This window comes from Winogradskyella psychrotolerans, assembly GCF_018860545.1.
GTDB classification, from domain to species: Bacteria; Bacteroidota; Bacteroidia; order Flavobacteriales; family Flavobacteriaceae; genus Winogradskyella; species Winogradskyella psychrotolerans_A.
Genome location: NZ_JAHKPN010000011.1, coordinates 704,816 through 724,914 on the forward strand (window position 1 = coordinate 704,816; position 20,099 = coordinate 724,914).

General features: G+C 33.7%; 14 protein-coding genes. 8 read left to right on the top strand and 6 right to left on the bottom strand.

Annotation, left to right across the window (positions count from 1 at the left end; all coding sequences use genetic code 11):
- The first annotated feature begins 15 nt into the window (after positions 1-15).
- A complete protein-coding gene (locus KO515_RS06390) occupies positions 16-486 on the top strand; it encodes an Lrp/AsnC ligand binding domain-containing protein (RefSeq protein WP_179353033.1) in 471 nt (156 codons plus the stop codon).
- A 3-nt stretch (positions 487-489) separates the two neighbouring features.
- On the opposite strand, the gene KO515_RS06395 is transcribed toward KO515_RS06390, so the two are convergent.
- From KO515_RS06395 to KO515_RS06405, 3 genes are all read right to left on the bottom strand, one after another.
- Positions 490-1,527 carry an aldo/keto reductase gene (locus KO515_RS06395; protein ID WP_215935531.1) on the bottom strand — a complete coding sequence of 346 codons (1,038 nt, stop codon included), beginning with the start codon at positions 1,525-1,527 and terminating at the stop codon, positions 490-492.
- Between the two features lie 192 nt (positions 1,528-1,719).
- Positions 1,720-2,679, bottom strand: coding sequence for an OmpA family protein (locus KO515_RS06400; protein WP_215935532.1), 960 nt, complete (start codon positions 2,677-2,679; stop codon positions 1,720-1,722).
- A 62-nt stretch (positions 2,680-2,741) separates the two neighbouring features.
- The gene (locus tag KO515_RS06405; RefSeq protein ID WP_215935533.1) at positions 2,742-3,503 is read right to left on the bottom strand and encodes an exodeoxyribonuclease III; all 762 of its coding nucleotides are present in this window, start codon (positions 3,501-3,503) and stop codon (positions 2,742-2,744) included.
- Between the two features lie 144 nt (positions 3,504-3,647).
- Between KO515_RS06405 and KO515_RS06410 the strand changes: the two genes are divergently transcribed.
- The 5 genes from KO515_RS06410 to KO515_RS06430 all read left to right on the top strand — a co-directional run bounded on the left by KO515_RS06410 (position 3,648) and on the right by KO515_RS06430 (position 14,240).
- On the top strand, positions 3,648-7,088 hold the full coding sequence (locus KO515_RS06410) for a hypothetical protein (protein ID WP_215935534.1): 3,441 nt from the start codon (positions 3,648-3,650) through the stop codon (positions 7,086-7,088).
- Positions 7,089-7,176: 88 nt separating this feature from the next.
- Positions 7,177-8,211, top strand: coding sequence for a flavin-containing monooxygenase (locus KO515_RS06415; protein WP_215935566.1), 1,035 nt, complete (start codon positions 7,177-7,179; stop codon positions 8,209-8,211).
- Between the two features lie 106 nt (positions 8,212-8,317).
- The gene (locus KO515_RS06420; RefSeq protein ID WP_215935535.1) at positions 8,318-8,707 is read left to right on the top strand and encodes a hypothetical protein; all 390 of its coding nucleotides are present in this window, start codon (positions 8,318-8,320) and stop codon (positions 8,705-8,707) included.
- A gap of 65 nt (positions 8,708-8,772) precedes the next feature.
- The gene (locus KO515_RS06425; RefSeq protein WP_215935536.1) at positions 8,773-13,092 is read left to right on the top strand and encodes a CusA/CzcA family heavy metal efflux RND transporter; all 4,320 of its coding nucleotides are present in this window, start codon (positions 8,773-8,775) and stop codon (positions 13,090-13,092) included.
- Between the two features lie 2 nt (positions 13,093-13,094).
- Positions 13,095-14,240, top strand: a complete 1,146-nt coding sequence (locus tag KO515_RS06430; protein ID WP_215935537.1) for an efflux RND transporter periplasmic adaptor subunit — start codon at positions 13,095-13,097, stop codon at positions 14,238-14,240.
- 114 nt (positions 14,241-14,354) lie between these two features.
- On the opposite strand, the gene KO515_RS06435 is transcribed toward KO515_RS06430, so the two are convergent.
- Positions 14,355-15,893 carry a glycine--tRNA ligase gene (locus tag KO515_RS06435; protein ID WP_215935538.1) on the bottom strand — a complete coding sequence of 513 codons (1,539 nt, stop codon included), beginning with the start codon at positions 15,891-15,893 and terminating at the stop codon, positions 14,355-14,357.
- Between the two features lie 77 nt (positions 15,894-15,970).
- Complete coding sequence (locus tag KO515_RS06440; protein ID WP_215935539.1) at positions 15,971-16,855, bottom strand: hypothetical protein; 885 nt, start codon at positions 16,853-16,855, stop codon at positions 15,971-15,973.
- A gap of 70 nt (positions 16,856-16,925) precedes the next feature.
- Here KO515_RS06440 and KO515_RS06445 point away from each other — a divergent pair, with 70 nt between their 5' ends.
- Positions 16,926-17,603 carry a ComF family protein gene (locus KO515_RS06445; protein WP_215935540.1) on the top strand — a complete coding sequence of 226 codons (678 nt, stop codon included), beginning with the start codon at positions 16,926-16,928 and terminating at the stop codon, positions 17,601-17,603.
- 56 nt (positions 17,604-17,659) lie between these two features.
- Positions 17,660-19,270, top strand: a complete 1,611-nt coding sequence (locus KO515_RS06450) for an Ig-like domain-containing protein (RefSeq protein ID WP_215935541.1) — start codon at positions 17,660-17,662, stop codon at positions 19,268-19,270.
- Here the strand turns inward: KO515_RS06450 and KO515_RS06455 are convergent.
- Entirely contained in the window at positions 19,254-20,036 is a 783-nt protein-coding gene (locus KO515_RS06455) for an amidohydrolase (RefSeq protein ID WP_215935542.1), read from the bottom strand. The genes KO515_RS06450 and KO515_RS06455 overlap by 17 nt on opposite strands.
- Positions 20,037-20,099: the final 63 nt, after the last annotated feature.

Below are 20,099 nucleotides of genomic sequence, written 5' to 3' on the forward strand. Positions count from 1 at the left end.
TAAACTAGAAATTCAATGAAAATCAACGATAATGGTATTTATATCGATGGCATAGATAAAAAGATACTACGTGCATTAATGGAAGATGCTCGAACTCCGATATTAGAAATTGCTCGTAACGTTGGAATTTCAGGTGCCGCAATACATCAACGTATAAAAAAGCTTGAAAAATCTGGACTTTTAGCGGGTTCAAAATTTATGATTAATCCAAAGGCTTTAGGGTATACCACCATGGCATTTGTTGGCGTGTATCTCGATAAAGCTATTAGCAATCCTGAAGCGGTAAAACAATTACAAAAAATCCCTGAGGTGATTGAATGTCATTACACCACAGGTAACTGGTCTATTTTTATTAAAATTCTATCAAAGGATAATGAACACCTGATGCATGTCCTTAATTCCGAAATACAAAGTATAAAAGGAGTTTCTAGAACAGAAACGTTTATTTCGTTACAAGAACAGATTAATAGACAAATTAAGATATAATGGTTAAGGTGTTGGGTTTGGAATATCTGCATGAACAGCATCAATAGCCTTCAGAATCTCCTCAGATAAAGTCACATTAATACTATCAATATTTTCTTCTAATTGCTCAAGATTAGTCGCTCCGATTATATTACTTGTTATAAAAGGTCGTTCGTTGACGAATGCTAAAGACATTTGTGCCAGCGACATATCATAATCTTCTGCAATTTTTAAATAACGTTTGGTAGCTTCCGTAGCATTTGTACTGTTATATCTTGAAAAATGCGGAAACGCATTTAACCTTGCATCCTTAGCCGCAGTTCCATTTACATACTTACCAGATAATACACCAAATGCCATTGGAGAATAGGCTAATAAACCAATATTCTCTCGCTGCGCCACTTCTGCCAAATCACCTTCAAAAACTCTATTTATCAAAGAGTAGGCGTTTTGTATGGTAATCATTCGAGGTAAACTGTGCCTTTTAGATTCTTCTAAATAACGCATCGTTCCCCAAGCTTTTTCATTAGAAATACCGACTTGTCTTATTTTTCCAGATTTGATAATTTCATCTAAATTGTGAAGAATTTCATTAAAATTATCCTCCCATTTATCCTTAGGATTAGTCTTATAATCGCGTACTCCAAAAGTATTTGTATTACGTTCGGGCCAATGCAATTGATATAAATCTATATAGTCGGTTTTCAAACGTTTTAAACTATCGTTTACAGCATCATTTAGTGCTTCCTTACTAAAACCATTCGTTCTAATGTGGGCCGTATAATCTCCAGTTCCTGCAATTTTAGAACCCAAAACAACTTTATCTCGGTTTCCTGTTTTAGCAAACCAATTACCAATAATACGTTCGGTTTCTGCATAGGTTTCTTTTCGCGCTGGAACAGGGTACAATTCTGCCGTATCAAAAAAATTAACTCCGTTATCTAATGCAAAATCCATTTGAGCAAACCCTTCGTCTTGGGTGTTTTGATTGCCCCAAGTCATGGTGCCCAAACATATCTTACTAACTTTTATATCTGTATGTGGTAGTGTTGTGTATTTCATCTTTAGTTCCCGTGAAAACAGGAATCTCATTTTAGTTTAACATTTAGCTTCTAAATTAGGTTTCGACTGTGCTCCACCTAACCGTAAATTTAAGAAGACCTCACAAGTTCTAAAAACAGGTGAGGTCTAAAAAATTGTTAATTCGTCATTGTGATTCACGCTTGGATGCTTGATTTGTAATGACGTTCTGATTTATATCTCGTTTAATAATTTAGAAATCTCATCTAATTTCGGAGTTAAAATCACTTCGATTCTTCTATTCTTCGCTTTCCCTTCTGTGGTGTCATTGGTTGCTATAGGAGCAAATTCTCCACGACCAGCAGCTGTTAAATTCTCTGGATTAATAGCATCGTTTTCTCTAAGAATATTCACAATAGCTGTGGCACGTTTTGCAGATAAATCCCAATTACCACTCAATTGTGCATTACCTTTATATGGCACATTATCTGTATGACCTTCAATTAATACCGAAATTTCAGGATTTTCAGCTAATACGCTTCCCAGTTGTTTAACCGCTTGCTTACCTTGAGATCCCACATACCAACTACCAGATTCAAACAACAATTTGTTTTCCATAGAAATGTAAACTTTTCCATTGCGTTGCTCAACGGTTAACCCTTTACCTTCAAAATTAGTCAACGCTTTAGAAATGGCATCTTTTAATTTGTTCATGGCTGCATCCTTACTCGCAATAACATTTTCTAATTCAGCGACACGTTGCGAACGGCTTTCCAATTCTTGCTTCAACGTATTTAAACGTTCGCTTTCTGCCGCTAAGGCTTGCTCTTTAGCTTCCAATTGTGCTAAAAGTTCTCTATTCTTTTGTGCATTTTTAGCAATTGAGGCTGAGCTATTCTCCTCCAAAGCTTTATAAGACGCTTTTAAAGTTTCTAAATTCGATTTTGATGCTGCATAATCTCCCTGAAGTTTATCGCGTTCAGCAACAGCAGCATCATACAGTGCTTGCAACTGACTTAAATCATTAGTAAGCTTAGTTTTATCACTCGATAGTGCCTCTACTTCATCCGTTAAACCACGGTTTTCCTGTTTTAAATCGGCATATTTATCTTCAAGATCTGTATAAATCTTTTTGGACACACAAGATGAAAAAAGTGTGATTGTTAAGGCTAGGATTGAAAGTTTTTTAATCATGCTGTTGTTGTTAAGTTGTTTTAAGTTTAATTATTATTTGGGGTAATTTCAATAGTTATATCTTAAATATCCAATTCTAATAAAATTGGACAATGGTCACTATGAACCGCTTCTGTTAATATAACGCTGCGTTTTATTTTTTCTTGTAAAGGGGAACTTACCATGGCATAATCTAATCTCCATCCTTTGTTATTTGCTCTAGAATTTGCTCTATAACTCCACCAAGAATATTCCTGACGTTCAGGGTGTAAATACCTAAAACTATCAATAAATCCACTATCTATAAATTCTCCTAACCATTCACGTTCTTCTGGTAAAAACCCAGAAACACCTTTCATTTTTGGATTGTGAATATCGATTTCTTCATGACAAATATTATAATCACCACAAACCACTAAGTTTGGTTTTTCGGTTTGTAACTCATTCAAATAATTATGAATCATATTCATATATTCAAACTTATGCGATAACCTTGCATCATTTGTTCCAGATGGCAAATACATGCTCATTACTGAAACCTCATCGTAATCGACTCTAATGTTTCGACCCTCAAAATCCATAGATTCTATTCCTGTTCCGAATTCTATATGATTGGGTTCTGTTTTACACAAAATAGCAACTCCACTATAGCCTTTTTTCTGTGCGCTAAACCAATAATTAAAATTATAACCGGCTTCTGTAAATAACGTAAGATCGAGTTGCTCTTCCATCGCTTTAATCTCTTGCAAACAAACCACATCTGGATCTGTCGCTGTTAGCCATTCTATTAAGCCTTTGTTTAGGGCTGCTCTAATACCATTGACGTTATAAGAAACTATTTTCATACACATTTCCTCAAAAAAAGGGAATCACTTTTTAGTTAAACAATCGATTAACCGCTAAATTAAATAATACGCTACTTTTACACCATTATTTTAAGCATGTTTTAACGATAAAATATTTTTAGCTTAAAAGAGTTATTATTCTACATGAAAATTGCTATTTCCGTTCTATTAATTCTATCCGCTTTTTGGGGCTTTTCTCAAGAGCAGAATAGTAGTTATATAAAAAAGAAAATAGCAGTTACGGATTCTATTCAAATCGATTCTGTGAGTATTAATCCCTCACGATTTAAATTAAGAACATTAGACAACAAAATCATAGATTCAACTTTGTATGCTGTAGATTTTGCAAAAGCAGCTTTGTATTTTAAATATCCTACTAACATAGACAGCATTCAAATAGACTATTTACGTTACCCAGACTTTCTAACCAAAACGTATAGACAATTAGACGATGCTGTTATTATAGAACGTTCTTCCGAATATCAGCAATTATACACTTTACAAAGCTCATCTAACACGAATACGTTTACTCCTTTTGACGGATTAACCACTTCTGGAAGTATTTCGAGAGGTATCACCATTGGAAACAATCAAAATTCTGTACTAAATAGTGAACTCGATTTGCAGATTTCTGGAAAACTGAGCGATAAAGTATCCTTAAGAGCCTCTATTCAAGATGCCAATATTCCACTGCAAGAAAGTGGCTATTCACAACGTTTAGACGAATTTGACCAAGTGTTTATTGAGTTGTTTAGTGATGATTGGAATATTCGCGCAGGAGACATCGATTTAGAAAACACAAAAAGTTATTTCGCCAATTTTTCTAAACGTGTACAAGGTTTAATGGTAAGTGCTAACGTCAGCGACAAAACATCAATTTATGCATCTGGCGCATTAGTACGTGGACAATTTACAACAACACAATTTACAGCGGAAGAAGGTAACCAAGGCCCCTATAAATTAACGGGCTCTAATGACGAATTATACGTGCTGGTAGTTTCTGGAAGTGAGACTGTTTACGTGAACGGTGTGCCATTAGAACGTGGTGAAAACAACGACTACATTATAGATTATAATGCTGGTGAAATTATTTTCAACTCTACATTTCCGATGACTTCCGAAATGAGAATTACAGTAGATTATCAATTTAGCGAACGTAATTATTCACGATTCACCGTTTATGGTGGTGCAAATTTTCAAACCGAAACTTTAAAGTTAAACGTGTCAATTTACTCTGAAAGTGATGCCAAAAATCAGCCATTACAACAAAATCTATCCACTGAACAAACTCAAATACTCGCGGATGCTGGTGATAATGAAGATTTAATGATAGCGTCATCTGCAGCAGAGGCCTCCTATTCAGAAAACCGTATTTTATATAAAAAAGAACTGCTTGGTACTGAGGAAATTTTTGTGTTTTCTAACAACGCTGAAGATGAACTGTATAGTGTTCAGTTTACTTTAGTAGGCGATAATCTAGGGAATTATATTTTAAGCAACTCAAATGCTATCAATAATATCTACGAATACATTGCACCCATTTCTGGAGTTCCACAAGGAAATTATGAACCAATTACGCAATTAATAGCTCCAGAACGTTTACAAATTGCCATTGTTAATGGCCAGTATTCTCCCTCTAAAAAAACAGATCTCTTTTTTGAATTGGCAGGAAGTAAAAAGGATAGTAATTTATTTTCAAATTTAGATGATGACAATAATGATGGTTATGCTGGAAAATTCACGTTGAACCAAAACCTTATTAAATCTGATAGTCTTTGGAATTTATCAGCATTGGTTGATGCCGATTTTATTCAAAAGAATTTTGAAACTATTCAGCGATTATACAGAGCTGAATTTAGTCGCGATTGGAATTTAGACACCTCTGAAACTATTGACGACACCTCCGACTATGGCAATCAATTATTATTTACTACAGGATTACGTTTATCGCATTCTAAAAAAGGATTAGCTACTTATAATTTTGAACATTTAAACTATGCTGATAGCTTTAATGGAAATCGGCATATTATTACTTCCAATTTGCGTTTAGGTGATTTTACTATTTTCTCTAACTCTAGTTTTTTAAATAGTGAAAGCACCATCAATCGTTCTACATTTTTACGATCTTTTAACCGTATCGTTTACGGTAAAGACAATAGATGGACTGGTATAAAATTCTCTACAGAAGACAATAAACAACACGAAATTACAACGGACGCCTTAACGTCTTTAAGTCAAAAATATAAAGCTTACGAGGCTTTTGTTGGTATTGGAGACAGCACCAAAGTTTACGCAGAAGTCGGTTATATTAAACGATTTAATGACAGTTTGCGAGATAACAATTTGGAGCGCGTTAACAGTTCTAACACTTATTATTTGAAGTCGCGCTTAATTCAAAATAAAAACACAACCCTTCAATTATTTGTAAATTACAGAGATTTAAAATCCGAAGATACTAGTACAGAAGATGAACAAAGTTTAAATAGCCGCTTAAATTATAATCAAAAATTATTCAATAATCTTATTATATCAAATACCAGTTTTGAGACCAATTCTGGTAGCTTAGCACAACAAGATTTTACCTATGTTGAAGTTGAAGCAGGACAAGGAGCTTATACTTGGATTGATTATAATGAAAATGGCATACAAGAATTAAATGAGTTTGAAATTGCACAATTTACAGATCAAGGCAGCTATATTAGAGTACTATTGCCTAATCAAGTTTTTGTTCAAACCCATCAAAACAGATTTGGACAAACCGTGACTATAAATCCACAGTCTTGGAATGTATCAGAAAATAAATCAAAGCAATTTTGGTCGCATTTTTACGACCAAGCCTCTTTTATTGTGGATAGCAAAACCTATAAGGATGGTAATTCATTTAATCTCAATCCGTTTGAAGCTCTTAAGGATGATATTGATACTGAAGAATTTGTATCCTTAAATTACAGCATCAGAAATGTATTGTTTTTTAATAGAGGAAAACAACGTTACACCTCTTCTTATACGTTCTTAACAAATAAAAGTAGAAACTTGCTTACTACGGGGCTACAACAGAATAAAACCAATAGTCATCAGCTTAATTTCAATCACAAATTCAGTACAAATTGGCTTATAAACGCCTTAGCCAACTTAAGTGAAAACGACAGTAGAAGCGAGAATTTTACGAATCAAAATTACACGATTGAAGAATATCAATTTCAACCAAAACTGAGTTACTTATTCAGTGAAAACGCACAGTTTGATGTATTTTACCAATATACTTCTAAAGAAAATACTGAAGAAAGTTTTGAAACCTTAGCACAGCATAATTATGGTGTATCCTTCACGTATAACAATGCTCAGAAAATTGCATTGACAGGCGAATTTAATTTCTTTCAAAATGAATTTGATGGTAATTCTAATTCACCGGTAGCTTACCAAATGCTCGAAGGTTTACAACCTGGAAAAAACTTTACCTGGAGCTTGTTAGCACAAAAGAAATTAACCAAATACTTAGACTTAAATCTCAATTATTTTGGACGAAAATCCGAAACTTCCAAAATGATCCATACAGGTACGGTACAATTAAAGGCTTATTTTTAAAACATAAAAAAACTGTTTTATAAGGCTTCATAACTTGTATAAAACCGTTAAAAATGGTATTATGTCCAGATACCAACAAAACACATTAATGAAAGACTTTGTAATCATAGGAGCCGCACAAGCAGGCCTTTCTATGGCTTATTTTCTTAAACAAAAACAGAAAGATTTTTTAATCATTGACCGAGAGGAAGTCATTGGCGCTTCTTGGCTTAACCGGTGGGATTCTTTAAAATTATTTACTCCAACCGAGTTTAATCATTTAATAGGAATGCCATTTCCTGCACCAAAAGGGCACTATCCAGATAAATATGAAGTTGCTTCTTATTTTAAAGACTATGTTGAAACGTTTCAATTTCCTATTCAGCTGAACACATTAGCTGAACATATTGAAAAACAAGGAGATCATTTTATCATAAAAACGAGTCAACAAGACATTCTAAGCAAGCATGTCATCATTGCAACGGGTCCTTTTCATATTCCATACACGCCGCAATTTCATAATAAGATTTCAGAAAGCATTTGTCAAGTTCATAGTAACTATTATAAAACACCAGACCAATTACAAGAAGGACCAACCTTAGTGGTTGGTGGTGGAGATAGTGGTTTTCAAATTTTAGACGAAATTTCTAAAAACACGTCTGAAACCACCTATTTTTCTGGAAGTACTGACATTAGAACACTTCCTCAAGAAATCCTCGGCAAAACATTATGGTGGTGGTTTACAATTACAGGATTTTTAAGTTTTAGTAAAAACTCATGGCTAGGAAAAAAAATTAGTCAATCTAAGCAACCTATTATAGGAACAGACGTAAAAAGCATTATAAAACGAGATAATGTAAACGTTGTTGGGCACACACTTGATGCTGAAACCGAATGTATAATAACGGCAACAAAAAAACTTACTGATGTAAAAAATATTGTTTGGGCAACGGGTTACAAACCAAATTTTGAGTGGATAAAAGATCTAGAACTTGCTAAAGATGGTTATCCAAAACACCATAGAGGTATTAGTACTACAGAAGGTCTGTATTTTATTGGTTTACCTTGGTTACACACACGAGGTTCTGCAACTTTGGGAGGTATAAAAAAAGATGCGGCTTACTTAGCTAATAGAATTTTGTAACATATTAAATCACTGACATAGAACAATTTCAGTTTCAAATTAGTTTTTACTACATGTAACCTTTATTACATAACTACGTACAAAAATTTGTATCTTCGTAAACGTTATGAGTAAGCTAATAGCTCTTACATATTCATTTTTGATTCTTTTTCAAAGTTTCAATATTAGCTTAGAAGATCTTTCTAAGCTTAGTACGTTATTGGAACATGCGGACTATCATAAAGAGATGTATGGAGATAATTTTGTTCAATTTTTGGCAGAGCATTATGGTGATACAAAAGCAGATCACGCTAACGATCATGAAGAGCATAAAGATTTACCTTTTAAAGGCACGCATCATTTTTGTTCTCATGTCATCACTCCCTTTATAACTCCCACTGTCACTTTTGATTTGTCATACTACGAATTTATAAAAATACCTTTTAACTTTCATTACACAGAATCTCACACCAACTTTGAGAAATCATCTGTTTTTCAACCACCCAAGCACGCATAATTCACATTAGATCTAATCCTATTTCATCTAAATAGGCTTCTATTATTTCTTAATTTTTTTGAATTATGTTAGAACACATTATAACGTTCAGCTTAAAAAATAAGCTGATTATCACCCTGTTTACAGCATTTATTATTGGTTTCGGAATCCTTTCCCTAACTCAAATTCCTATTGGAGCTGTGCCAGATATTACCAATAACCAAGTACAAGTTATTACAACATCGCGTAATTTATCTACGCAAGATGTTGAACAATTCATTACCTATCCTGTAGAACTAGAAATGGCCAATCTACCTGGAGTGGAAGAAATCCGTTCCGTATCAAAATTTGGCCTTTCTGTAGTTACTATTGTTTTTGAGGATGAGATGGGCACCTTTCTTCCAAGACAATTGATTGCCGAGAAAATAAAATCGGCATCAGAGAAAATTCCTCAAGGATTTGGAGCACCAGAAATGGGACCAATCACAACAGGTTTAGGTGAGATTTACCAATACATTTTAGATGTAAAACCAGGTTATGAAGATCAATATTCGGCAACCGATTTAAGAACAATTCAAGATTGGATTGTGAAGCGTCAACTTTCTGGAATTCCCGGAGTTGTTGAAGTGAATACTTGGGGAGGATTTTTAAAGCAATATGAAGTTGCTATTAATCCCAACAAGCTAAATGCCATGAATATTTCAATTTCCGAAATTTATGAGGCACTAGAAAAAAACAACAGTGTTGCTGGAGGTGGTTATATCGAAAAAAACGATAAATCCTTCTTTATTAGAGGTGAAGGTTTGGTAAAAACCTTAGATGATATTGAAACTATTGTAGTTAAAAACACCACCACACCAATATACATTAAAGATGTCGCCAAAGTTGGTTTTGGAAGTGCGACACGCTTTGGAGCTATTACAGGAAATGGTGAAGGGGAAAAAGTTTTAGGACAGATAATGATGATTAAAGATGGTAACTCTAAAGCCATTATCAATGCGGTAAAAAAACGTGTAGAATCCATCCAATCTACATTGCCAGAAGGTGTATACATCAATGGTTTTTTAGAACGTAGTGAACTCATTAACAAAACGACATTTACAGTTTCTGAGAACTTAATTCTTGGTTCGCTCATCGTTATTTTTGTGGTGGTTTTATTACTTGGAAATCTGCGCTCTGGTTTGGTAGTCGCTTCTGTGATTCCGTTAAGTTTATTATTCGCCATTTCTATGATGAATGTATTTGGTGTTGATGCTAATTTAATGAGTCTTGGAGCCATTGATTTCGGCATCATCATAGATGGTGCTGTTATTATTGTAGAGTTTATTGCTTTTCGAATTATTTCAGAGAATGATAAACTAAAAACACTCAATAAAGCAGAAAAACAGACCGAAATTGATGCTATTACCCTAAAAAGCGCTTCAAAAATGATGAATTCAGCCATTTTCGGACAATTAATCATTTTGATCGTTTTCATTCCAATCTTAGCTTTAAGTGGAGTGGAAGGTAAAATGTTTAGACCTATGGCATTGACGTTTAGTTTTGCTCTAATTGGTGCGATGATTTTGTGTTTAACTTATGTTCCTGTGGTGGCATCCTTATTTCTAAAACCGCATAAACCCTCTTCAAAAAATGTTTCGGTACGCTTCATGAATTTCATAAACAAAGGGTATCAGCCTATTATCAATTGGTCTTTGACGCATAAAAAAATCATGATTGTAATGTCTACAATTTTGTTAGCAACAAGCGTTTTCATATTTAGTACAATGGGAGGTGAATTTGTACCGACTTTAGATGAAGGAGATTTTGTTATTCAACCTGTCCTCAAAACAGGAACGTCTTTAGGAAAAACGATTGAAATCACGACAAAAATTGAACAAATTCTACTCGATAATTTCCCAGAAGTCGACCAAGTGGTTACAAGGATTGGAGCTGCTGAAGTCCCAACCGACCCTATGTCTATGGAGGAAAGCGATGTCATTATTAAACTAAAACCTAAAAAAGAATGGGTTTCAGCAGCAAGCAAAGATGAGTTAGCCGATAAATTTAAAGAAGCACTCTCTATAATTCCAGGTATGGATGTTGAATTTACGCAACCTATAGAAATGCGTTTCAATGAACTAATTACGGGAGTTAGAGCCGATGTTGCCATTAAGATTTTTGGAGATGATTTATCCATTTTAGCCCAAAAAGCAAATGAGGTTAAAATCTTAGTTGAAAATATTGATGGTGCCTCAGATATCATAGTAGAAAAGGTTGAGGGTTTGCCACAAATGAGCGTGCTATTCAATCGCCAAAAAATTGCTCGTTATGGTCTCAATATTTCAGATATAAATAATTTGATTTCAATGGGATTTGCAGGCGGCACAGTAGGTAATGTGTTTGAAGGAGAAAAGCGGTTTGATTTAGTAATCCGTTTAGATGAATCGAGTAGAAAAAATTTGGCCAGCCTTCAAAACTTATATGTTGATGTACCTAATGGAAACAAAATTCCATTAAGCGAATTAGCGGATATCACCTATACAGAAGGACCTGCTAAAATTTCTAGAGACGATACTAAACGACGTATTGTGGTTGGTATTAATGTTAGAAATCGGGATTTAGAATCGGTAGTAAATGACGTGAGATCCATTCTTGAGACACAATTAAAACTTCCGGTTGGTTATACGATTACTTATGGTGGTCAATTTGAAAATTTACAAAGCGCTAAAGACCGACTACTCGTCGTTGTTCCTATTGCATTGGTATTAATTTTTGTGCTATTATATTTTGCTTTTGGTTCAGTAAAAGAAGCGTTAATTGTCTATTCGGCAATTCCTCTCGCTGCAGTTGGAGGAGTTTTATTATTATGGTTTCGTGATTTGCCATTTAGTATTTCAGCAGGAGTTGGTTTTATTGCGCTTTTTGGAATTGCAGTGCTAAATGGTATTGTATTAATTGAACATTTTAAAGCCTTGCAAGAAGCGCATTCAGAAGAAGACATTGAAGCACTCGTAAAACGAGGTACAACAGAACGTTTAAGACCCGTATTATTAACGGCTATGGCAGCTGCATTAGGCTTTCTGCCAATGGCAATTTCAACAAACGCAGGTGCTGAAGTGCAACGACCACTAGCAACAGTAGTTATTGGCGGCTTATTTACTGCAACCATTTTAACCTTAGTGGTTTTACCCGTATTATATACGTGGTTTATAAATAAATCAACTTTAAAAATGAATAAAACAGCAATTACTATCATAATTGGATTTCTATTTATGTGGAATGGCCATGCGCAATCTAAGCTTACCGCTGAGCAAACTTTAGATTTAGCCATAGAAAACAACGCAAGTTTAAAGGCATCCAATTTGCAAATTGAAAAAAGCCGTGCTTTTGTAGGAAGTGCTTTTAGTTTTGATAAGACCGAGATCTATTACAATTACGACGAGAGTAATGTAGCTCTTACTGAGCCTTTAAAAGTGTTTGGAGTATCTCAAGATTTTAAATTTCCAACGGTTTATTTTGCCGAAAAGAAGGTAAATACAGCCATGGTTAATTTACAAGAATCTAAGTACAACTTACAATTTCAAAAGATTAAAAAGAAAGTATATGCTAGCTATTATCAACTGCGTTATGCAAAACAGAAAGCGAAAGCCTATCAGTTTTTAGATAGTTTGTATCAAGATTTTGCTCAAAAATCAGCACGGCGTTTTGAACTTGGTGAAACCAATTATTTAGAAACTATTACCGCCGAGTCTAAACAAAAACAACTTGAAACCATTTATAAACAGGCTTTACAAGATGTAGAATTTTCAAAAGAGCAATTGAAAGCTATTGTACAAGTAGATACTTTGGAAATTGTAGATCAAGATTTAGAAAAATTGGAATTGAACAATCCATCACTTCAAAATAATTCTGGTTTACTTTACTTTGAAAATGCTAAAAATTATCAAAACGCACTTTATAAATCTGAAAAGCAGAATGTATTACCTGACCTTAATTTTGAATATTTTCAAGGCACCAACGACCAATTGAATACAAATCTCAAAGGGTATCAATTCGGCATAAAAATACCGTTACTATTCTTCGGAAACTCTTCAAAAATTAAAGCATCTAAAATTGCTAAAGACATAATTGAAGAACAAAAACAAGAGTATGAAATACAGTTAAATGCCGAATACAAATCGCTTTTAACCACACTTAACAAATATAACGAAGCTGTAAATTATTACGACACCCAAGGCAAACGTTTAAAAGATGAAATTATAAAAACAGCCAACCGAACCTTTAAAGAAGGTGAAATTGACTTTTTTCAATATATCCAAAGTCTCGAAACGGCGAAAGACATTGAGCTATCTTATCTAGATAATTTAAACGCATACAACCAGATCGTTATTACTATTAATCACCTTATTTTAAATATTCTTTAAAGATGAAACATCTATATATCATATTATTTGCAATGCTTTTTACAGCCTGCGGAAACGAAAAAAGTAATGACCAGGTTGTTACAGAAACTGAAAATCATAATGAGGAAACAACCATTACAAAAGCACAATTTGAAAGTGAAAATATGGCTTTTGGAAATTTGGCTGAATTCGATTTTAACGAAGGCATAAACGTCAACGGCATGATTGATGTACCTCCACAAAACAAATCTAGTATTTCAACTTTTATTGGTGGTTATATTACTAAAACACCTTTATTAATTGGAGACGAAGTAAAAAAGGGGCAGCTTTTAGTCACGCTTCAAAATCCTGAGTATGTTGAAATTCAACAAAACTACTTAGAAGTCGCAGAACAATTAAATTACCTAAAATCGGAATTCAACCGACAAAAAACCTTGTTTGAAGAACAAATAACATCAGAAAAGAATTACCTAAAAGCAGAAAGCACCTATAAAAGTAACTTAGCACATTACAACGGCCTACGTAAAAAACTACAGATGATGAATATTAGCCCAAAGCGTATAGAACAAGGCACTATTTCACCGCGTATTAATTTATATGCACCAATTGACGGCTTTGTAACTAAAGTAAATGTGAGTAACGGCACCTATGTGTCACCAAGCGATATCATTTTAGAAATTGTAGACACAGATCATGTGCATTTGGAATTATCGGTTTTTGAAAAGGATATCATGGCTGTTAAAAAAGGACAAAAAATACGATTTAAAATTCCGGAAGCATCAGATGAAACTTTTGACGCAGAAGTGCATTTGGTTGGTACAACCATTGATGGAGCGAGTAGACGTGTCCAAGTTCATGGGCATGTAGATAATGAAGAAGACCATTTTATTGTTGGTATGTTTGTAGAAGCTGAAATTATTACGGAAAGTACAAAACGAATCGGTTTACCAAAAGAAGCAATTATTAATTTAGAAGATGGTGATTATGTTCTGGTTTTTGACGCCGAAGACAACCATAAAATTCATCTAAAAAAAGTTAAAATAACCACAGGAAAAGAAACCGAAGATATCCTAGAAATTTTAAATTCAGAAACTCTAAAAGACAAACAAATCTTAGTAAAAGGCATTGGCATGTTACTTAGTAACAGTGGAGGAGGCCATGATCATTAACATAAGACATAGCTTTGTCTAACTTTATTTCTAGTAAACAAAACACCCAAACGTTATAAAGCTTGGGTGTTTTTGGTTTTTATTGAAGTCTCCTGCTTACTCAGGAGTGTGTAATTACATTTTTTGAAGCCAATGCTTCACATCAACCTCAGCTTTAATGATATCTTTTAAGTCTTCAATTTTTACTCGTTTTTGTTCCATCGTATCTCTATGACGAATAGTAACCGAATTATCTTCTAAAGTATCGTGATCTACCGTGATACAAAATGGTGTTCCGTTTGCATCTTGTCTTCTATAACGTCTTCCAACAGCATCTTTTTCATCGTAAGTCACGTTGAAATCCCATTTTAAATCGTCAACAATTTGTTTTGCGATTTCTGGTAAACCATCTTTTTTCACCAATGGTAAAATAGCTGCTTTTGTAGGTGCTAATACTGCTGGTAATTTTAAAACCGTTCTGGTAGTATTGTTATCTAATTCCTCTTCCACTAAAGCAGTTGAAAATACCGCTAAGAACATACGATCTAAACCGATAGACGTTTCTAAAACGTAAGGTGTATAGCTCGCATTATCTTCATGGTCAAAATACTGTAATTTTTTACCAGAGAATTCTTCATGTTGTTTTAAATCGAAATCAGTACGCGAATGAATCCCTTCTAATTCTTTAAAGCCAAATGGGAATTTGAATTCGATATCAGTAGCTGCATCTGCGTAGTGTGCTAATTTTTCGTGGTCGTGAAAACGGTAATTGTCTTCACCTAAACCAAGTGATTTATGCCATTTTAATCGGGCTTCTTTCCAATACTCAAACCATTCTTTTTGTGTGCCTGGCTTAATGAAAAATTGCATTTCCATTTGTTCAAACTCACGCATTCTAAAAATGAATTGTCTCGCAACAATTTCATTTCTAAACGCTTTTCCGGTTTGTGCAATTCCGAAAGGAATCTTCATACGTCCTGTTTTCTGAACGTTTAAGAAATTCACAAAAATACCTTGTGCTGTTTCTGGTCTCAAATATAAGTCCATTGCAGATTCTGCAGAAGCTCCTAATTTTGTTCCAAACATTAAGTTAAATTGCTTAACGTCGGTCCAATTACGACTTCCAGCAACAGGACAAGCGATTTCGAGCTCTTCAATCAAAGCTTTTACATCGGCTAAATCTTCTTTTTCTAAAGACTGCCCTAAACGTTTTAAAATTGAATCGATTTTTTCTTGGTAACCAACAACACGTCCGTTAGTAGAAATAAATTCTTCTTTATTAAAAGCATCTCCAAAGCGTTTTTCAGCTTTTTTAACTTCCTTTTCAATTTTAGCTTCAATTTTAGCACAATAATCTTCTACTAAAACATCGGCTCTATAACGTTTTTTTGAATCCTTATTATCAATTAAAGGATCACTAAACGCATCAACGTGGCCCGAAGCCTTCCAAGTTGTTGGATGCATAAATATAGCAGCATCTAGGCCTACAATATTGTCATTCATTTGTACCATGGCTCTCCACCAATAGTCTCTAATATTTTTCTTTAATTCTACTCCATTTTGAGCATAATCATATACTGCGCTTAGTCCATCGTAGATTTCACTACTCTGAAACACGTAACCATACTCCTTTGCGTGAGAGATTACTTTTTTAAATTGATCGTCGTTTGCCATAATACTGCAAAAATAGAAAACCGCTCTGATTTACAGAGCGGTTTTTCAAAAATTATATTGATAATTATACGTCTTATTTATTTTAAGTTAAGACTTGCACTTCCTAGTTTAACATTTTCATGAAAAACATTTATAAAATAGTATCCTTTTGATAATGGTTGATCGTTATCGTCTGCCATTATAGCCGTACAAATCTCTAGATTTTCATTCTTATAATTAACCATTTCCTTATGGCTGTAGTTTAAAGAGGTATTACCAAAAAACAATTCCCCTTTATCTGAAACAACATTACCTTGTGGGCTTACAATTTGAATGTAAATAGCCTTATCTCCTTCTAAAGCCAATGGATTTTCGTTCAACGTCATACAGACATCTATAGCATTGGCACGTCTTGCACGATCCGTGTATCGTTTTTTACCCGACTTTAATTTATAGGATTGTACGTTAATATTGCTCGCTTTTATAATAGCAGCCTTATCAATTGTTTTGTATAACGAATCATTAACTTCTTCTAAGCCATGAATTTTTTTGGTATTATACTTTATAGTATTTAAAGCATAGCGTTTTTCATTCTTCAATTTTAGATTTTCAGAATTTAAAGAGTCAATAGTGCTGAGTAAAACTTTGCTCTTAGATTTTAATACGACTAGCTGATTTTTAAACTTGGTAATAATAGATAAATCACTATTTAATAAACGTAACGAATCTAAAACATCACTAGCTTCTAACTTTGCTTCTTGAAGTTGAGATGTCATAAAATTATAGTCCTGGCTCAGTTCGTCATAACTTGTTAGTAAGTCTGATAATTCACTTTCTATCAAAACTTTTTCTTGTTTTAAGAAGTCTTCATAAGATTCAATGGATTTATATTTATTGTAACTATAAACTCCTAAAACAGTTAAAACGACTAATAAAGAACTAATAATTAATCTATAATTAAATAGCTGAGGGTTAACTATCATTATTAATTTTATTAATTTAATGCGAAATTAGAGCTAAATGAAGTCTAATTTTATTTTAATCGACTAAGTGATGAAAAACTTGTTAAACTTGTTCTTTCCTAAGGTTTGTGAAGCCTGCAACACTGTTTTAGCTGATAATGAAATGGTTTTATGCACCTCTTGTAGACATCAATTACCAATAACTAATTTTCATTTTGAGAATACTGAAGACGTTAAAAAAATAGTTTATGGACGCGTAAGACTAGAAAGTGCCACCGCATTATTACATTTTTCAAAAAAAGGAATTGTACAACAAATACTTCATAATTTAAAATACAGAGGTCATGAAGATATCGGAAAATCGTTAGGTCAATGGCTTGGTGCAGAATTAGCAACTGTAGAGACTTACAAAGATATAGACGTTGTGATACCGGTGCCTTTATATAAATCTAAATTGAGAAAACGTGGCTACAATCAAGTAGCTAAATTTGGACAAGAAATTGCAAAAGCACTCAAAGCGGACTACAACGACACGGTTTTAATAAAAACAAAATCGACTAAAACACAAGTTTTTAAAGGGCGCTTAACACGTTGGAATGATGATGGAGCCGTATTTGATATTTCCGAAAATAAATCCTTAACCGGAAAACATATTTTATTAGTAGACGATATCATTACGACCGGCGCAACAGTTGAATCTTGTGCTACTGTTTTGTTAAAAATTGATAATATTAAGTTAAGTCTTGCGACAATGGCAATTGCAGATTGATTTTTTCGTTTCTAAATAAATTATATTGTTTCTTTGTGCTAAATTATTTTGAGTAGATGCGTTTATCATTACTACGAGTTTTAAGTCTGATTTTAATTGCAATAAGCATTGCAAGTTGTGCCAATCGTGGGACTCCTACCGGAGGAGAAAAGGATATTTTACCACCTGAGATTACTAAATCTGTCCCAGAAAATTTTTCGACCAATTTTAAAGGTGATGAAATTAGAATTTATTTTAATGAATACGTTAAAATAAAAGACCTTCAGAAACAACTTATAGTGTCTCCACCAATGGATAACGCTCCTGTTATAACTCCATCAAGTTCCGCCAGCGAATATATCTCAATAAAAATAATTGATACTTTAGACGCCAATACAACCTATGCTTTTAATTTTGGTGAAAGCATTGTAGATAACAATGAAGGCAACCCATATCCCTATTATCGCTATGTGTTTTCTACTGGAAACACCATAGATTCTTTGTCTGTAAAAGGGTATGTGGTAGATGCTCTGAAAGAAAAACCAGACACTTTTATTTCTGTGATGCTATATGAGGTGGATTCTACATATACAGACTCTATTGTTTACAAGAAAAAACCACGATACATTACTAATACACTAGATAGTGTTACAACATTTAGTATTGATAATATTAAACCTGGAACCTATAAATTGATTGCTTTAAAGGATAAAAATTCTAATTATTTATTCAATCAAAAAAATGACAAAATAGGTTTTAAAGAAGAGGTGATCACCGTACCAACGGACGACTCTTACGAACTGAAACTTTTTAGCGAAAAGGTAAATTACAAAGCCATTAAACCCTCGCAAGATGGTGAAACACGACTCATGTTCCCATATGAAGGAGATTACGAAGCTATACGTATTAACGTGCTTGGAGACACACCTGAAGGTTACAAATCTCGAATTGTTAAATCCCCTACAACAGATACCTTATACTATTGGTATACCCCAAAATTTGAAATTGACACCACATTTTTTATCGTCACTAACGACAAACAAATAGACACCTTTAAACATCGTTTCAGAACCATAAAAGGTGATTCTTTAAAGTTAAAACCCGTCGCACAAGGCTTATTAAATTTTAATGAAGATTTCACTATTGAATCCAACATTCCATTGATTAGAATTGATACTACAAAAATTAAAATTATTGACAAAGATTCTTTAGCTGTACCATTAAAAGTGGAATACGATTCTATTTTTAACACGTACAAATTTCCTATTGACAAGCAAGAAGATCAAAAATATAATTTCACCATGCTTCCTGGAACATTCACCGATTTTTTTGAAGACACTAACAAAGACACTTTAACTTACTCTATTAGAACCAAAATGAAATCTGAATATGGTAATATTAGAGTCAATATAAGAAATGCTAAATTCCCTTTAATCGTTCAATTGGTTAATGAGAAAGGAGACGTTTTATATGAGCAATATACTAAAGATTCACCTATTGTAGATTTTAGAAATTTAGTCCCAAGAAAATACAAACTTCGCGCTATTTTTGACACCAATGGGAACGGGAAATATGATACTGGAAATTTCTTATTAGGCATTCAACCGGAACGTGTTAGCTACTCAGAACCGATAGAAGAAGTGCGCTCTAATTTTGATTTTGTTGAAGAATTTACACTTTTAGACTAAAGTCATCTCTATCATTTAAAAAATTCAATTTCTCTCGGTATTTTGTAATCACCTCTTTTTCTAAAACCACAATTGCCGTAGCATCTTGGTTTTCAGTTAAGTTATCCAATCTATTACCTAAAACATCATACGCTACCGAATGACCAGAATATTCGTGGTTATTGCCATCTAACCCTACTCTATTAACGCCTATACAATACGTCATATTTTCGATAGCTCTTGCTTCTAACAGAGCATCCCAAGCTTTAATACGTACTTTAGGCCAATTGGCAACGTAGATTAAAAGGTCATATTCCTCAGTATTTCTCGCCCAAACAGGAAAACGTAAATCGTAACAAACCAATGGACAAATTTTCCAACCTTTATAATTGAAAATTACTTTTTCGGTTCCAGCCGTGTACACCTTATGCTCACCTGCTAAAGTAAATGTATGGCGTTTATCATAAGTTGTAATTGCACCAGAAGGCTCAACACAAACCATCCGGTTATAAAAATTGCCCTGTTCTGTAATCACAAGACTTCCCATAATTACAGCCTGCTTAATTTTTGCTGTTTGCTTTAGCCATATTATAGTTTCCCCTTCCATGGTTTCAGCCACAGAAGCCGGATTCATTGTAAAACCAGACGTAAACATTTCTGGTAAAACAATAAGATCAACGTTGGTTACAATAGCGTCAATCTTATCACTGAGTAAACCTCTGTTTGCTTCTGGGTTTTCCCAGACCAATTCGGTTTGAAGGATAGCAACTTTCAATTCTTTAGTCATAACTTTAAAATTACAAATTTGATTTCAAAAAGAGGTATAAAAAAAAAGCAATCTAAAAGGAAA